Consider the following 15,636-nt stretch of genomic DNA (forward strand, 5'->3'; position numbering starts at 1 on the left):
TTATGAAGCCAAAATTTAGTTAATGAGTGTTAAAATTGATCAGAGAAAAGTGAATTAATTTTAAATGCTGCTCACTTTTGTATTATTGATGGGGATTTTATGCGTTTGATATTGAAATTTGATTTTATGTTAAAATATTCTTTAGAAAGGAAAATTGATTCCTTAAGTAAATATATCATTAGTATTTCAAGTAGTTCCGGAATTTGTATTTGTAAATTTTAGTTCATTGATAGTTTTTACTCAATTCATATAAGTTGATTACTTTTGAGTACCAAATTACTTTTTAATATGAAAAAATCAATTTTTACAGTGTCAGCATGTATCGGACTGCTGGCTGTTGTAACATCATTTTCCTCTAATGAAATAGTAGAGAACAATAAAAACTGTTCAGAAATAGCTGATACCACACCAAAGACTCAGACTTATAAGATCCGTTATGGTCTTCTTTCAAAAAGCGGGGCAAAAATTCTTTCCGGAAATTATGATGTAGGAAGTTTTGTTGCAGAAAACATGGTTACCGGAGAAGTGTATGATACTTATTACAGTGGTGGGTTTCAGTCGGTACCACAATATTATAATGGTCTTCCAGCAGGAACTTATACTTTTTCTGCTATGCAGGGACAAGGTGGCTGGGTAGGTTATGGAACGGTAATTGCTACGGTTTCTGACGCACAGGTAGATTCTGATGGATATATTACGGTGTATATTCCGATCATTTGGGAGGAGTAGACTTGTAAGCAAAAAAACACCTAAATTTACCCTTCTTGAAAGCGAGGTTTTTTTTAATCATTAAGTAATTATTTGTATTTTTTATTTCGTTTTTATAGATTTTATATTAAATAAAATAAATAAATTACTATAATTGCATGAATTTATTCCATCTTTGATTTTTATAGAAAGTATTCATTCTCTGTTTTATTATATTCTTCTGCTAAAGAAATGTAATAATAGCAATTATGCTGAATGATTCTACGATATTCTGTTTGGATTTTTCTAAATAGATTTTTTTCATCATTTGTGTTTTTTAGGCCTCCATCAGGAGGCCGTTTCTATTTGTTCAGTTTTATGATTCTGCTCATATAATAAGTGAAAGGGAGATCGTATCTTTGGGTACAAGAACATTTTCATTCCATATTTTACCAAAAAGACTCTTCGTTTCGAGGAGTCTTTTGTTTTTATATATTATCTAGGGTGACTTTTATTTTACTGATTAACCGGTGCACCTTTTTAGTCTGATAACTAAGGAGGTCATAAATTTCCTGTGAATTGGTGAAAACCTCAGGAACAATCTGGTTATTGATAGATTTGATTCCCCGTCTCTTCATCGTCTCATGTATCACTCTGGCAAACGATTCTTTTGCGCTTAGCTTAGCTTTATCCTGGGAAATTCCATTGGAGTGCAGCCTGTATAAATATAAAGGTTCTCTGATGAATTTAGCTTCTCCCTGTTCTAATATTTTTAAATACAGATCCTGATCTACTGCATTTTTTAAATTCGGATTAATCCCTGTTGTTCTTGAATAGATTTCTTTTTTAAATGCAAAGAAATGTGCAAACTGAATTGGACAGTTGAAAAAATGACGGTTATTGTAAATCTGCTTGGTGCCGGCATATACTCTTTTATGAGTAAGGTTTTCATCACATAGCATCATTTGGGAATAAACGGCAGCAAGATCATCTCTGTCAACGAATTCCTGGGCTGTTTTTTCCAATGCTTCCGGATAAAGTGCATCATCAGGATCTAAATACGCGCACAAATCTCCCTGAGCATATTTCATACAGGCGGCTTTTGTAAAGCCACAACCTTTATTCATTGCATTATGATAGAGTTTGAAGCGGGGATCATTCTGGATAAGAGACTGTATAATCTCTACCGAATCATCTGTAGAGGCGTCGTCAACAATAATCACTTCCCAATTTTCGTAGGTTTGGCTGATTAATGACTCATAGCATTCCTTAAAATACTTTCCATTATTATAGTTTGCTATAAGTATAGAAAAATTTATCACGATTTTTTGAATTAATGAAGCGAAATTACAACATAATATATGTGAAAAACATAACCTCGATCATAATGTATTTGAAATTTTTTACTATATTTTAGAAATGTATAAGGTGAATTATATTTTAAATGCTGTTTGTCAGTGAACTGGCTTTGAAATATTTGATTAGGGCTGGAAAAATAGGGATTGAAATATTATTTGTTTATTGTCTTTTTTTGAGAAATATTGTCTGGTAGCTGGATAGCTTAGTATTTAAAAGAAATAATAATTTTATGATTGTACTCATAAAATAAAAAAAAAGACTGCTATATCTTTGGTTAAGAATTAATAGATAAAATAATTTTTATCTCTGATATAAAATTTTTTTTCATCATTTGTGTTTTTTGAGGCCTCCATTTTTGGGGGCTTTTTCATATAGTAAACCTCAAAATACTTTAAAGATCAAAGAGTATTCTGCCGTCAAATGGGACATCCCAAATGATAAATACTTTGTCGTTTGATTTTCGCAAGGGAGCTTGAATTATTTCATAGTCTCCTTTTTCAGTTAACCTTTCTACAATGAGATCAGAACCTTTACCTATTTCATTTACTTTGTACTCCAACTGATATTCTTTTTCATTGCTTTTTGTGAAATCTTTCTTACTAAAAATTCTTTGTGCCATGATGATTTAAATTTATTGGATTGATTTATATGAAGAATAAATTATGCCAATTTGATGTTTGATTTAGTTTTTTTTTGATAGCTGACTGAATATTTGAAAGTTTTTATTTTCCGAATGTGAATTTTATTTACCAAATTGTAAATTATTTTATTTTTAATATTTTTACCGGCATGTTATATTTATTTTAATTAATTATAAATAATTATGAAGTGGTTTTTAAAGCATCAATAAAATCGGGTTAAAATGCTAAAATTGTAAAATTGATACAGCCAGCGTAAATTGTTTTTTTTTCTCAAAATTGGCATTCTTGGCACGATTTTTCGATATAGAAATGTAACTCATGTTTAATTTGAGTTTTCATGGTTATTAGTTTTTATCCTCGGAATTTCCGAGGATTTTTTGTTTTTAATATGAAGCTGCTGATAAATGCAAATTGATTAATCCTTTATGTCTGAGTAAGATAGCTTACTATTCGCCTTTTTGCATTATTTATCAAACTCTTGTAAAATGAAGAGCTTGTTTTATAAATTAAAATAGGATGATTGTTTAAAAAGTGATCAATGAATGAAAAGTGATGATAACTGTTTATGGGTTTAAAATAAATATCCCTGCTCTTTGGCAGGGATATTTATTATGGTAAGTTGGATAAATTATCTAATTTGCTTTCTAGAGCAAGTATTTGTCCACTGTCATATTGGTCTTTTCTGTCGAGTAGATATCCTAAATAAATTATAATTGAATCAATATGCCTTCTTGAAATAAAAACATTGTCTTTTTGAATTTCTTCTTCTATTTCTTCTACGTATTCTATTTCTTCATCATCCGATCTGTCCTATATTTCTTTTTCGTATTGTATAGCATCCTGTATCAGATTTTTTTCTTCAGGAGTAAATTGTATCATCAGTATTTGATTTTAGTCTTACTAATATACAATTATTTTAAAGTCTTATTTAAAATTAAGTTGAGAGCTATTGTTTTTCTTCCGCTTCTTTAGCCCATTTTTTAACAGTGTTTTTTACTAGTCTGTAAAAAACATAAATAGTACAGAAGAAGATGAATAATAATACAATTGCTGAAATTATAATGTGTGTTGCTGATATTGATAAAAACATGGCGAAGTTCTTTATATAGTAGGATATTTTTCACAAATATAAAAATCTACATGTAATTACTCTATATATATGTAAAAAGAAAGAAGCAAATGATTGTATTTTTTGATTTTTTTTAGAAACAAAAAAACCTCTAAATAACTTAGAGGTTTTTTTTGAGGTACCTAGCGGATTCGAACCGCTGTAGATGGTGTTGCAGACCACTGCCTAGCCGCTCGGCCAAAGTACCATTTTTACCATTTTTGAGGTGTGCAAATATAGCAAAATTTCTTTATGAACAAAAGTTTTTAAGCAATTTCTTTATTCCCAAGAGCCTCGATTTCGCTTTTTGCTTGAATTTCAGCTTGATAATTTTTAATGTTAATAACTCTTGTTTCACTCCATTTATCATGCCAGCCATTTTCTCCCAAAAAAGAAAGGGCATCAAAAGGAACAATTCTGGAAATGTTTCTGATCAGATAATCATTGAAAGTAGGCTCAGTACCATCGATACAAATGACTTTACTTCCGGTAATATACTTACCAACGGATCTGCCTTTTGTAAAATATTCTATAAGAAAAGTGTATATAAAATAGATTAAAGAGGTTATCAGTATATCCAGAAATCTATTTACTTCTGACATTTTATAAGCAAGATTAATGAAAAAATCATTATTGGTAAGATTGAATATTAAGGCAGCAATAAATCCGAAAGTAAGAAAGGTAAGAGTAATGACAAGTCTGTCAATAATAAAATTAGCAAGTCTTACCCCCTTTTGGGCTCTGTTTCTGTCTACAACGACTAGATATTTTCTCATGTTTAAGGTTATTAGTTTTTTAATTTAGTTTTTATTTGAAGGTTAAAATCCGTTGACCAGTAATTTTAATGAAGCATTTGTATCAATCACGGCTGTAATTCCGGTATTGCTAAGTAGAATTTTGCTAGGTTTCAGATTGAAGACTTTCCCGTTCATCTTTAACCCTTTGTAATATTCTTTATTAAAAGCTTCTTCAATACTTTTTCTTGATGTTTCTTCCAGTTCCTGGGTTGGAATACCATATTCTTCTTCAATCATTTTTACAATTTTTCCCTGGAATAGGAGAGAAGCTGTTTTTTGAAGAATGTTGGTCGTTTTCAGTTTAAATTTGGTCTCAGATAAAACAATTTTTCTTTTTGCATCATCATACACCGGAATCCCGGAAATAATAGCGGTACCTTTTATATAACCATCGGTCTGAGCCTCAATCACCACTCTGTTATCAACGCCATATACTCTGATGTCTGTTACTTTCACTTTAGAATCGCGGATATCAAATTCTTTATTCAGAAATGTTTTTCTTGCCATATTGCTTGCCTCTGTAAAAGGGATATTGGCTGTAGTCTGTAAAATAAATTTATCCGCAACAGTAGGAGTGGAATTGAAATTGGCAACGCTGGTTACAGGTGAAGAAGCTACAGGTTTATTTCCTGTAAAAGTTTCGGAATAAATATCAACACCAAGCGTAGCATTGATCTGATTTCCATAAAATTTCAAAGGAGTAATATTCACTCCCACCGGGCTTACTTTCAGCCATGTATTATATTCTTCTGATATATTGAAAGGCTGCAGAAATGTATTCCAGGCCATTAAAGCATATTGCTGGAAATTCAGCTGTGTAGCCATTTGCTGATCTATCGTCTTACAGAATTTTTCCTGCTGCTCTTTTAAACTTTTTTCAACAATAGAGGTAATGGGAATCTGTATTCTTCCGTAATCGAGAACGGGTTTTGTTACCCATCTGAAGCCATTGGGTTGTGTATTGGTGGTAATGGTCCAGTTATTCTTAAAAGTAACTGTTGTGTTGAATGACATTACGGTTTCGAAAGTAGTATTCTGATAAGTATATACTCCCAAAGTTCCGATCCCTTTTTCTGCCCATATTTTTAAAGGAACTTCAATCAGTAAATTTTGACTGATTCCGCCAACAAGACGAATAGGTCTGGTTTTCCATACTTTTACTTTAAACTGATCATTATTATTGTCAGTATAAGAGTCATCCTGATAAACGAGGTCTTTCACAGAAGCATTGATCATATTGCTCAGTTCCGAAAGAGGAATCGTTACAGGCATTGTAATACTGGATTTTATCTTTGGGAAATTATAGGCCGCCAGCTGATTATCAACACTGGTTTGACCAAAAGCGCTGATACCTATTACTAAAAATAATATTTTAACGAATTTCAATTTGTATGTTTTTAATGAACGAAAATAAGAATTTTAATTTTCTGGTTTAAAGCTTTTTTCCAGCTCAATGCTGGCACCTGTCATTTCTCCCTGCATAGGCGGGGCAGTTTTGGTGATTTTTAATTTAATATAATCAATCTGTGGAAAGCTGTTGTGGATTGTTGAGATGATTCTTCCTGCAACATGTTCCAGTAATTTGGATTTTATTTTCATTTCCTTGTGAAGAATATCGTTGATGTCTGCATAGCTTATGGTGTCATGCAAATCGTCGGATTCTGCTGCTTTCCACAGATCAGTATGAAGTTCTACATTCAGAATATAATACGTCCCGATAATATTTTCCTCAGGAAGTACACCATGGTACGCATATATTCGTACATCTTCAAGATATATTTTGCTCATTGCCTCATATTTTATGAAGCAAAAATCGTCTTAATTCTTCAAAATCTGAATTTATTTCTACAGTTTTTTTCTCCTTTTTCATAAGATTGTTCAACGATTCAGGAATTTCAATCTGAGTATGAATGGCTTTTTCCACTGCATCAGGAAACTTTACCGGATGTGCAGTCCCCAGAATAAATCCTTTTTGTTCAGGATTTTCCTGCAAGTACTGTTCCATTGCAGCAAAGGCTACGGCACTGTGAGGCTCCAGAATATATCCGTATTTCTTATAGACTTCTGTGATGATATTCATTGTTTCATCATCGTCAATGGAATATGCAGATATTTTGTTCTTTAAAGCTTCAAACTGATGTCCGAAAAGTTCTAAAATCCTTACAAAATTGCTTGGATCTCCCACATCCATAGCATTAGATAAGGTAGCAACTGCTTTTTGCGGTTGATAATTTTGGGTTTTAAAATAATCAGGGATTACCTGATTGGCGTTACAGGCAGCAATAAAATGGCTGACGGGGAGACCTCTGAAATGAGCCAGAATTCCGGCACAGATATTTCCGAAATTTCCACTCGGAACACAGATTACCGGTTGTTTCTTATGGTGCTGAATCCATTGTTTCAATGCTATTAAATAATAAATCTGTTGGGGAAGCCATCTCGCTACATTGATGGAATTGGCTGAGGTCAGAAATAACTGACTATTGATTTCTTCATCTGAAAAAGCCTGTTTTACAAGGTTCTGGCAGTCGTCAAAACTACCTTTTACCTCCAATGCAGAAATATTTTCTCCTAATGCGGTCAACTGTTTCTCCTGAACCGGACTTACCCTGTTCTTGGGATATAAAATAACTACATTAATCTGCGGAATTTTATAAAACCCATGGGCGACAGCACCTCCGGTATCTCCGGAAGTGGCTACAAGAACAGTGACTTTCTTCTGTTGATCTTTCAGAAAATAAGACAGACAACGGCTCATAAACCTTGCACCAATATCTTTAAAGGCAAGGGTAGGACCATGAAACAGTTCCAATATGGAGATCTGTTCGTTGATCTTTACCAGAGGAATTTTAAAACTGACGGTTTCAGCTACAATTTCCTTTAGTATCTCTGCAGGAATTTCATCTCCCACAAAATCTTTCATGCATTGGTACGCAATTTCTTCATGAGAATAATCATGAATATTCTGAATAAATTCTTCATTAAACTGTGGAATGTTTTCAGGGAAAAATAATCCTTTCTCTTTTCCCTGACCTTTTATTGTTGCCTCTCTGAAATCAAAGTTTTCCAGAGAATCTTTTAAGTTATAATATTTCATTTCTGTTTTTATAGTTAAGCTTCTTCAACGATTTGAATTCCGTTCGGATTTATTTTTGAAACGTATATCAGATTTTCTATCTCAATTTCATCATACACTGATTTCATCATCTGAGCAGTTTTTTCTGCTGTTTCTTTTTGTTCGGACAACATAAAAATAGAAGGTCCTGAACCGGATATTCCTCCTCCTAAAGCACCCAATTGTAAGCTTTTTGATTTTATTTTGTCAAATTTTGGAATCAGGATACTGCGGATTGGTTCTATAATGACATCGTTAAGACTTCTGCCAATCAATGAATAATCATTTTTCTGAATTCCTGCTACAAGACCAGCTATGTTTCCCCATTGTTCTACAGCGCTTTTCAAACTGATATTTTTCTTTAAAATCTGTCTTGCATCTGAAGTTTTGACTTCCACCTGCGGATGTACTGCCGTTACAAATAAATCAGGACTGTTCAGAGGAATGATATCAATAGGGTTGGAGGATTTTACCAGGGTAATTCCCCCATAGATACACGGAGCAATATTATCTGCATGACGAACTCCTGAAGCCAGTTCTTCTCCAAACATGGCAAAATACACCATTTCTTCTTTTGATAATTTGTTTCCTAATAATATATTGGCTCCAAAGACGGCTCCGGCGGCACTTGCCGCACTGGAGCCGAGCCCGCTTCCAGGTTTTATATGTTTACGGATAATCACTTCAAAACCAATTTTCAGATTAAAATATTCCTGAATTTTTAATAGGACAACACCCGCAACATTTTTGGAAGCTTCTTCAGGAAGTCCGAAAGAGTCAATATGCTTTATAATAATTTCAGGAGTTTCTAGTAACCTGAATTCCATCTCATCATATGGATCATAGACAGCCATTCCCAGAATGTCAAATCCGCAGACCAAGTTGGCAACGGTAGCCGGGACTTTTAATTTTACTTTTTTCATAATTGTATTTTAAATAGAACGAATAATATCTGCAAAAACTCCGCTTGCCGTTACATCAGCTCCGGCCCCGGCTCCTTTTACTACCAATGGCTGCTCGGAATACCTGAGGGTTTTAAAAATGACAATATTGTCTTTGCCATAAAGATGAAACAAATCACTATCAGGAGCGATATGCTGTAAACCTACTTTTGCTTTACCATCTTCAAACTCTGCAACGTATTTTAATATTTTGCCTTCATTTTTAGCATTTTTCAATAAATTTTTAAAATGATCTTCATATGCTGTAAGCTTTTCATAAAAATCATCTACGCTTCCCTGCATACATTCTTCAGGAAGAAAACCCACATTTTCAATTTCTTCGAATTGAAGCGGATATCCGGATTCTCTTGCCAGGATTAAAATCTTTCTTGCTACATCAGTTCCCGATAAATCAAGCCTTGGATCGGGTTCTGTATAACCTTCCTGCTGGGCCTGGGCTACCACTTCAGAAAATGTCCTGCTGCCGTCATAATGATTAAAGACAAAATTCAATGTTCCACTCAAAACAGCCTGAATGGATTGAATTTGATCTCCGCTTTTGATGAGATCGTTGATGGTTCCTATGACCGGAAGCCCTGCTCCTACATTCGTTTCAAAATAAAAATTACAGTTGTGGTTTCTCGCTGTATTTTTTAAAGTTTTATATTTTTTTAAATCTGAAGAGGCTGCAATTTTATTACATGCCACGATATTCACGCTTCTTTTTAATAAACTTTCATAAATTTCAGGTACATCAGCACTTGCAGTTACATCTACAAAAACAGAGTTTCTCAGGTTTCGGTGGATAATCTCTTCAGCAAATTCCCGCGCTGAAGCTTTTTCTCCCTGTTGATTCCAGATAAGATAGTCTTCCTGTGATATTCCTTTATCTGAAAATATCATATGACGGCTGTTGGAAATTCCTGCAATTCTCAGATTGATTAAAAAGTTTTCTCTTAAATAAGCATTCTGATCATAGATCTGCTGAATGAGTTTTGAACCTACATTTCCTGTTCCGCAGATATAGAGGTGGATTTGTTTAATTTCAGACTCGAAAAATTCTTCGTGAAGTACATTCACTGCTTTTTTACTGTCTTTTTCTGAAATAACAATACTGATATTTCTTTCTGAAGACCCTTGCGCAATTGCTCTTATATTGATCCCGTTATTTCCCAGACATCCGAACATTTTGGCGCTCACACCACTTCTGCTTTTCATACTTTCTCCAACCAAAGCCACAATGGAAAGTTCTGTTTCAATGTTTACTGCGCACACTCTTTTCAGATTGATATCATCTGCAAAAGATAAATTGATAGCATGTTCAGCACGTAAAGCTTCTTTTTCTTCAATGGCAATCGTTATAGAATGCTCCGAAGATCCCTGTGTAATAAGGATGATATTTATTTTTTCATGACTTAAACACTGGAATAATTTTGCTGAAATACCCGGAATCCCTACCATACCGCTGCCTTCCAGTGTAAGCAGAGCAATATTATTCATATTTGAAACTCCTACTGCAATCTGTTTTTCATTTTCTGAAGATTTCAGTTGGTGAGAAATTAAAGTTCCAGATGCTTCAGGATCAAAAGTGTTTTTGATGATCAGATCTATATTTTTTACCATGACAGGCTGAATGGATGGTGGATAAAGCACTTTTGCCCCAAAATGAGAAAGTTCCATCGCTTCATGATAAGAAATTTCTGAAATAGGTTTCGCATTGGAAGCCAAACGTGGATCAGCAGTCATCATTCCGTTTACATCTGTCCAGATCTGGAGCTCTTCTGCATGAATAGAAGATGCAATGATAGAAGCTGTGTAATCAGAACCACCTCTTCCTAATGTTGTTGCATTATTTTTTTCATCATGGGCTACAAAACCGGGCCCTACAAGGATACGGTTCTGATTTTCATTCAGAAAATGGATAATATTCTTTTCTGTGGAATCAAAATCTACTTTTGCGTTGGTGAAATTGCTGTCTGTTCTGATAAGATCTGCCGAATTCATCCATGTACAGTCTAGTCCTCCATGCTGAAGTCTTGATGCAATAATTTTTGAAGACAGAAACTCTCCGTAGGAGGCAATTTTATCTTTGATTCTGTTGGTAAGTTCACCAAGAACAAAGATTCCGTTGTAAAGGTCTTCTATATCGTTAAAATGTTTTTTAACAAAACTTAGCAATGAACTTTGTTCTGTGATAGGAAAAAGATCTTTGACCAGGCTGATATGTTTTTCTTCAAGATTCTGAATAATCTGAATATAATTTTCATCTTTAACGGAAGCATATTCTGCAGCTTTGATCAGTTGGTCGGTAACGCCATGAAGTGCTGATACAATAACCACTATTTTGCTTTTTAAAGATTCATCTTTTATAATTTTTTCTACCAGGAGAATATTCTGAGAATGGGCGACTGATGTTCCGCCGAATTTTAAAACTTTCATCAATTATTTATTTAAAGTTGGATATAACGAAGTGGCTACTCTTTAAAAAAAAGAGTATGGGTACCGGAAATAATATGTGAAAATTTACCCCGTTATGGGGTAGTTGTTGTAGTTGTGAATGTAGAAACAGAAGATATGCCTGAAATAGGTGATTTCAGGGCAGAAATATCAGATATGTTTCTTAATAAATTCATTGTAACAGAACAAATGTACAATTTATTTTGAAACTGCCAAGCTTTTAACATAATAAAATTTATTTCCTTTTTTGGAGATATATTTGTTGTAATTGATTAAAAATGTTACATTTATAACATTAACTAATAGTAAAATAATCATGAAAAATCTAAAGAAATTGAACCGCCAAAATCTGAAATCGATCAGTGGAGGAAATGTGAACAACTGTTTTGAAAATTGTCCTGCCGGGCCATACGGACCGGGTCAACCAAGATCATGTGCTGATTATCATGCTTTGCCAGAATGCTGTAAAGGAAGAGTATTGGTAAGCATTGACTGCTTTGATCGTCCTTGATTTTTAGTAACGCAAAGACAAAGAATATTCTTTATTTCTAATATTAAAATTAAGCGCTATGAAAACAATTAAAAAATTATCACGTGAAGAAAAGAAAAGCATCACCGGAGGATTTACCGATATCCAGATTGAAGCCTGTGGTGGTGAACAATTTGTATGTTTCCGCGGAGGTGGAAAATGGGGATGCTGGCTGAAACCGGGAGGAACCTGTTACGCACCAATGTTGTAAGTATTGTTGCTTGCACGATCGGATAAAAAAAATCAAAACTTAATTTAAAAATTAAAACTACCATGAGAAACTCTAAAAAATTAAACAGAGAAAATCTAAGAGCTATTATTGGAGGTGGAGGAGATACCTGTGCTGTCGACCTTGATTGCGGGCCAAAAGGATGTGCGGTATGTACAGATTTTAAAGGCCGTAAAGTTTGTCTTTACCTTTTCCCTTATGATCCATCAATACCAGGTAGTTGTATGGTTCTGGAAGACTAAAAAAATATTATTTAAAAACCATCAATTTGTTGTAAAACATAAAATCAAAATTTAATTAAAACTACTATGAAAAATTTAAAGAAATTAAACAGAAAAGAACTTGAACAATTAAACGGAGCAGCAGGTCCGTCAAGATGTGCAGGATGTCCACAACACGCTACATTTGGAGATGGTCCTGAATATCAGTATCCATGTTCTGCTTATCAGGGACTGCCTGACTACTGTAAGATGTGTGTGTTAGTAAGTATGGAGTGTGTGGACGGAGGAGTTTCTTAAAAGATAATCGGACTTTTATGAAAAATTTAAAAAAAATGAACAGAAGAGATTTGGAACAGATGAAGGGAGCAGGTGTATCCAAATGTGATGGCTGTCCTACGCATCTCGTTTTTGGACCAGGTTCTTCCACCGATCCTTCGTGCGAGGCATATTGGACATTATCCGAGAATTGCAGGATGTGCGTTGTTGTAAGCACAGATTGTTTTGTTGCAATTACTGCAGACTAAAATAGAAAAGCACTGTGAAAACAGTGCTTTATTTTTTTAACAATTATCCGGAATGTACATTCCTCTTGGTACGCAGATTAATTCTCCATTACAGCCTTGGCCACAGGTTTCATGTATTTCACAGTTTAAGCTGCAACTACTGCCGCCGCCGTTTACATTTTTAAGACTTCTTCTGTCTAATTTTTTTAGATTTTTCATATTTATTATTAGTTTGAATGCTAAATATAATAAATATTGAATAACAAAAAAATTATTTTATACTTTTAGAAAGATCTAGCATTGCCTCAATAGGTTTCAGTGCTCTTAATCTTAATTCTTCGTCGATAAGAATTTCAGGAAGTTCATACTTCATACATAAATACAACTTTTCCATTGTATTACGTTTCATATAGAAACATTCTGAGCAGTTACAGCTTTCATCAAAAACCAATGCAGGAATCAATTCCTTGTGAGGAGCACGTTTTCTCATCTCATGAAGAATTCCTTCTTCTGTCGCAATGATGAATTTCTGACAGTCATCTTTTTCTACATAATTCAACAGGGCAGAAGTAGAGCCGATAAAGTGAGCCAGTTTCAGAACAGCTTCTTCACTTTCGGGGTGTGCAATCAGCTTAGCATCAGGATTATCAGCGAGCTGCTGAGCAATTCTTTCCATTGAAAATGCTTCGTGTACTACACAGCTTCCATCCCAAAGGATCATGTCACGGCCTGTTTTCTTAGATAAATATCTTCCAAGGTTTTTGTCCGGTGCAAAAATGATAGGTCTGTCTTTCGGAAGTGCTTCTATTACAGTTTCAGCATTTGAACTGGTTACGATAATATCACTTTCTGCTTTAGTCTCTGCGTTACAGTTAATGTAAGTTGCAATTAAAGCATTCGGGTGCTGTTCACGCATTTTTCTCAGTCCTTCTCCGGAACAACCATCTGCCAGAGAGCATCCGGCCATAGTATCAGGGAGAACTACTTTTTTAGTTGGATTCAGAATTTTAGCTGCTTCTGCCATGAAATGTACTCCACAGAATACAATCATGTCAGCATTTGTATCTTTTGCCTGTCTTGCCAGTTGTAAAGAATCTCCAAGGAAATCAGCGATATCCTGAATTTCTCCGGGCTGGTAATAATGGGCAAGAATAACAGCATTTTTTTCCTCTTTAAGTTTAAGAATTGCTTTTACAAGCTCTTCACCCTGAGGAATAGCAATATCTTTAATATCCAGAAATCCTCTGACAGGAATTGCAGATTTAGCTTTTTCTAATGTTTCGGTACTCATATCAACCTCAATTTTTCCTTTATAGAAGTTAGAGATTAGACATTAGAAGTTAGTATAAAATGAGGATAATTTTCCTGAAATTAAAAAACTAACTTCTAATTTCTAGCTTCTAGTTTCTTTCTATAAAACTTTTTATTAAACTTTCTATTTCTATTTTAGCTGCATCAAGATCTTCATTAATAACGATCTTGTCAAACTCGCTGGCGTAGGACATTTCTTCTTCTGCCTTTGCTACACGGGTTTTTATGGTTTCTGCATCATCTGTATTTCTTGAAATCAATCTTCGTTCCAATTCTTCAATGGAAGGTGGTTCTATAAAAATAGACAGGGCTTTTTCACCGAAATATTTTTTTAAAGAAATACCTCCTTTTACATCTACATCAAAAATAACTACTTTTCCCTGATTCCAGATTTTTTCTACTTCAGATTTTAAAGTACCGTAATATTTGTCAGTATATACTTCTTCATATTCTACAAAAGCACCTTCAGAAATTTTCTGTCTGAATTCATCAGGTGTCAGAAAATGATAATCTACTGCATGAACTTCACTTCCTCTTGGTTGTCTTGTGGTACATGAGATTGAAAAATTCAGTTCCGGAAATGTTTCCAGTGAATGCTTTACCAATGTAGTTTTTCCGCTCCCTGATGGTGCTGAAAATATAATTACTTTATCCATTTTTTACAATTTCGGGTTACGAGGTCCGAGTTTCGGGTTCTTTTCTTAGAAATGACAACCACGCATCTCGTAACTCGTACCTATCATTACAATACGTTTAGCGTTTGTTCTTTAATTTTTTCCAGGTCATCTTTCATCATCACTACCAGTTTCTGGATTTCTGCGTGATTAGCTTTAGAACCTAATGTATTGATCTCTCTTCCGATTTCCTGAGAAATAAAGCCCAGTTTTTTTCCGTTGAAAGATTCATTGTCCATTACCTCTTTATAATATTTCAGGTGCTGGGCAAGTCTTACCTTTTCTTCAGAAATATCAAGTTTTTCAGTAAAATAGGCCATTTCCTGGTAAAAACGTGTTTCATCTACGTTTTCAAATTCTTTCAAAGATTTCTGATAACGCTCTTTCACGCTTACAATTCTTTCTTCTTCAAAAGGAATCACTTCTCCAAGATATTTGTCAATATTCTGAATATTCCTGTTTAGTTCTTCATGTAGAATGCTGCCTTCAGTTCTTCTGAATTCTTCAAATCTGTCCACGGCATTATTGACAATTTTTGCCAATGCTTCCCATTCACCTTCCGTAAGCTCGTCAGGCCTTGACGTAATGGCATCAGGAAGTCTTACCGCCATTTTAAGGTATTCGAAATTGGGTCCGTCAGAAGCTATGTTTCTAAGTTCGTTGATATAAGAGTCAATTAAGTTTTTATTAATTTTTACATCATTGGACTCCTCAAGATTCTCAATATTAACGTAACAGTCTACTTTTCCACGGATAATTCTATCGTTAAGAATTTTTCTGATTTCAAATTCTTTTTCTTTATAACGTAAAGGAATTTTAATATTCAAATCAAAGCTCTTGCTGTTCAGAGATTTAATATCTATAGTAATTTTTTTTCCTTCAAAAACATCTTCGGCTCTACCGAATCCGGTCATTGATAAAATCATAGTTTTTTATTGTTCTACAAAGATAAACATTTAAGTCTATAGTTTGGTTAATGTTGAATGGCTGGAAGATGGAGGCTGGAAGTTAAAATTAGATATAATTTATATTTATAATAATCTTCCCACTTTCTGCCTCCATCT

The 15,636-nt window shown here is 34.0% G+C and carries 17 protein-coding genes and 1 tRNA gene; 5 read left to right on the forward strand and 13 right to left on the reverse strand.

The features are described from left to right. Positions 1-288: 288 nt before the first annotated feature. A complete protein-coding gene (locus OL225_RS01100) occupies positions 289-729 on the forward strand; it encodes a hypothetical protein (RefSeq protein WP_264517000.1) in 441 nt (146 codons plus the stop codon). 446 nt (positions 730-1,175) lie between these two features. Here OL225_RS01100 and OL225_RS01105 read toward each other — a convergent pair whose 3' ends face one another. From OL225_RS01105 to thrA, 9 genes are all read right to left on the reverse strand, one after another. Beyond that, the gene (locus OL225_RS01105; protein ID WP_264517001.1) at positions 1,176-2,009 is read right to left on the reverse strand and encodes a glycosyltransferase family 2 protein; all 834 of its coding nucleotides are present in this window, start codon (positions 2,007-2,009) and stop codon (positions 1,176-1,178) included. 428 nt (positions 2,010-2,437) lie between these two features. Continuing rightward, positions 2,438-2,665 carry a hypothetical protein gene (locus OL225_RS01110; protein WP_047379023.1) on the reverse strand — a complete coding sequence of 76 codons (228 nt, stop codon included), beginning with the start codon at positions 2,663-2,665 and terminating at the stop codon, positions 2,438-2,440. A gap of 1,267 nt (positions 2,666-3,932) precedes the next feature. After that, a tRNA-Cys gene (locus OL225_RS01115) sits at positions 3,933-4,003 on the reverse strand. 58 nt (positions 4,004-4,061) lie between these two features. Continuing rightward, positions 4,062-4,571 carry an RDD family protein gene (locus tag OL225_RS01120; RefSeq protein ID WP_264517002.1) on the reverse strand — a complete coding sequence of 170 codons (510 nt, stop codon included), beginning with the start codon at positions 4,569-4,571 and terminating at the stop codon, positions 4,062-4,064. A 42-nt stretch (positions 4,572-4,613) separates the two neighbouring features. Then, positions 4,614-5,978, reverse strand: a complete 1,365-nt coding sequence (locus OL225_RS01125) for a DUF4403 family protein (protein WP_264517003.1) — start codon at positions 5,976-5,978, stop codon at positions 4,614-4,616. A 33-nt stretch (positions 5,979-6,011) separates the two neighbouring features. After that, positions 6,012-6,380 (reverse strand): dihydroneopterin aldolase, encoded by a 369-nt coding sequence (gene folB / locus OL225_RS01130; protein ID WP_047379018.1) that lies wholly within the window; start codon positions 6,378-6,380, stop codon positions 6,012-6,014. A 4-nt stretch (positions 6,381-6,384) separates the two neighbouring features. After that, a complete protein-coding gene (thrC, locus tag OL225_RS01135; RefSeq protein ID WP_264517004.1) occupies positions 6,385-7,689 on the reverse strand; it encodes a threonine synthase in 1,305 nt (434 codons plus the stop codon). 14 nt (positions 7,690-7,703) lie between these two features. Continuing rightward, positions 7,704-8,630: a homoserine kinase gene (locus OL225_RS01140; protein WP_264517005.1), complete on the reverse strand. Its 927-nt coding sequence runs from the start codon at positions 8,628-8,630 to the stop codon at positions 7,704-7,706. A 9-nt stretch (positions 8,631-8,639) separates the two neighbouring features. After that, the gene (gene thrA / locus OL225_RS01145) at positions 8,640-11,087 is read right to left on the reverse strand and encodes a bifunctional aspartate kinase/homoserine dehydrogenase I (protein ID WP_264517006.1); all 2,448 of its coding nucleotides are present in this window, start codon (positions 11,085-11,087) and stop codon (positions 8,640-8,642) included. Positions 11,088-11,421: 334 nt separating this feature from the next. On the opposite strand from thrA, the gene OL225_RS01150 reads away from it, so the two are divergent. The 4 genes from OL225_RS01150 (at position 11,422) to OL225_RS01165 (ending at position 12,381) form a co-directional block, all read left to right on the forward strand. Further along, positions 11,422-11,616: a bacteriocin-like protein gene (locus OL225_RS01150; RefSeq protein ID WP_047379013.1), complete on the forward strand. Its 195-nt coding sequence runs from the start codon at positions 11,422-11,424 to the stop codon at positions 11,614-11,616. 58 nt (positions 11,617-11,674) lie between these two features. Continuing rightward, positions 11,675-11,845 carry a bacteriocin-like protein gene (locus OL225_RS01155; protein WP_156118488.1) on the forward strand — a complete coding sequence of 57 codons (171 nt, stop codon included), beginning with the start codon at positions 11,675-11,677 and terminating at the stop codon, positions 11,843-11,845. Between the two features lie 62 nt (positions 11,846-11,907). Then, entirely contained in the window at positions 11,908-12,105 is a 198-nt protein-coding gene (locus OL225_RS01160; protein ID WP_047379011.1) for a hypothetical protein, read from the forward strand. Between the two features lie 66 nt (positions 12,106-12,171). Next, positions 12,172-12,381: a bacteriocin-like protein gene (locus OL225_RS01165; protein ID WP_047379010.1), complete on the forward strand. Its 210-nt coding sequence runs from the start codon at positions 12,172-12,174 to the stop codon at positions 12,379-12,381. Positions 12,382-12,644: 263 nt separating this feature from the next. Here OL225_RS01165 and OL225_RS01170 read toward each other — a convergent pair whose 3' ends face one another. From OL225_RS01170 to OL225_RS01185, 4 genes are all read right to left on the reverse strand, one after another. Continuing rightward, positions 12,645-12,806 carry a bacteriocin-like protein gene (locus OL225_RS01170; RefSeq protein WP_156118487.1) on the reverse strand — a complete coding sequence of 54 codons (162 nt, stop codon included), beginning with the start codon at positions 12,804-12,806 and terminating at the stop codon, positions 12,645-12,647. Positions 12,807-12,858: 52 nt separating this feature from the next. Beyond that, the gene (gene nadA, locus OL225_RS01175; RefSeq protein WP_047379009.1) at positions 12,859-13,878 is read right to left on the reverse strand and encodes a quinolinate synthase NadA; all 1,020 of its coding nucleotides are present in this window, start codon (positions 13,876-13,878) and stop codon (positions 12,859-12,861) included. 109 nt (positions 13,879-13,987) lie between these two features. Then, the gene (gene gmk, locus OL225_RS01180) at positions 13,988-14,554 is read right to left on the reverse strand and encodes a guanylate kinase (protein ID WP_047379008.1); all 567 of its coding nucleotides are present in this window, start codon (positions 14,552-14,554) and stop codon (positions 13,988-13,990) included. 86 nt (positions 14,555-14,640) lie between these two features. Then, positions 14,641-15,498 carry a YicC family protein gene (locus OL225_RS01185; RefSeq protein WP_047379005.1) on the reverse strand — a complete coding sequence of 286 codons (858 nt, stop codon included), beginning with the start codon at positions 15,496-15,498 and terminating at the stop codon, positions 14,641-14,643. Between the last annotated feature and the right edge of the window lie 138 nt (positions 15,499-15,636).

The organism is Chryseobacterium viscerum, from assembly GCF_025949665.1.
GTDB classification, from domain to species: Bacteria; Bacteroidota; Bacteroidia; order Flavobacteriales; family Weeksellaceae; genus Chryseobacterium; species Chryseobacterium viscerum_A.

Bases quoted from the DNA above. Each gene is read 5' to 3' on its own strand.
- OL225_RS01100 (WP_264517000.1), top strand. From the start codon at position 289: ATGAAAAAATCAATTTTTACAGTGTCAGCATGTATCGGACTGCTGGCT.
- OL225_RS01110 (WP_047379023.1), bottom strand. From the start codon at position 2,665: ATGGCACAAAGAATTTTTAGTAAGAAAGATTTCACAAAAAGCAATGAA.
- OL225_RS01120 (WP_264517002.1), bottom strand. From the start codon at position 4,571: ATGAGAAAATATCTAGTCGTTGTAGACAGAAACAGAGCCCAAAAGGGG.
- folB (WP_047379018.1), bottom strand. From the start codon at position 6,380: ATGAGCAAAATATATCTTGAAGATGTACGAATATATGCGTACCATGGT.
- thrC (WP_264517004.1), bottom strand. From the start codon at position 7,689: ATGAAATATTATAACTTAAAAGATTCTCTGGAAAACTTTGATTTCAGA.
- OL225_RS01140 (WP_264517005.1), bottom strand. From the start codon at position 8,630: ATGAAAAAAGTAAAATTAAAAGTCCCGGCTACCGTTGCCAACTTGGTC.
- thrA (WP_264517006.1), bottom strand. From the start codon at position 11,087: ATGAAAGTTTTAAAATTCGGCGGAACATCAGTCGCCCATTCTCAGAAT.
- OL225_RS01150 (WP_047379013.1), top strand. From the start codon at position 11,422: ATGAAAAATCTAAAGAAATTGAACCGCCAAAATCTGAAATCGATCAGT.
- OL225_RS01155 (WP_156118488.1), top strand. From the start codon at position 11,675: ATGAAAACAATTAAAAAATTATCACGTGAAGAAAAGAAAAGCATCACC.
- OL225_RS01160 (WP_047379011.1), top strand. From the start codon at position 11,908: ATGAGAAACTCTAAAAAATTAAACAGAGAAAATCTAAGAGCTATTATT.
- OL225_RS01165 (WP_047379010.1), top strand. From the start codon at position 12,172: ATGAAAAATTTAAAGAAATTAAACAGAAAAGAACTTGAACAATTAAAC.
- OL225_RS01170 (WP_156118487.1), bottom strand. From the start codon at position 12,806: ATGAAAAATCTAAAAAAATTAGACAGAAGAAGTCTTAAAAATGTAAAC.
- nadA (WP_047379009.1), bottom strand. From the start codon at position 13,878: ATGAGTACCGAAACATTAGAAAAAGCTAAATCTGCAATTCCTGTCAGA.
- gmk (WP_047379008.1), bottom strand. From the start codon at position 14,554: ATGGATAAAGTAATTATATTTTCAGCACCATCAGGGAGCGGAAAAACT.
- OL225_RS01185 (WP_047379005.1), bottom strand. From the start codon at position 15,498: ATGATTTTATCAATGACCGGATTCGGTAGAGCCGAAGATGTTTTTGAA.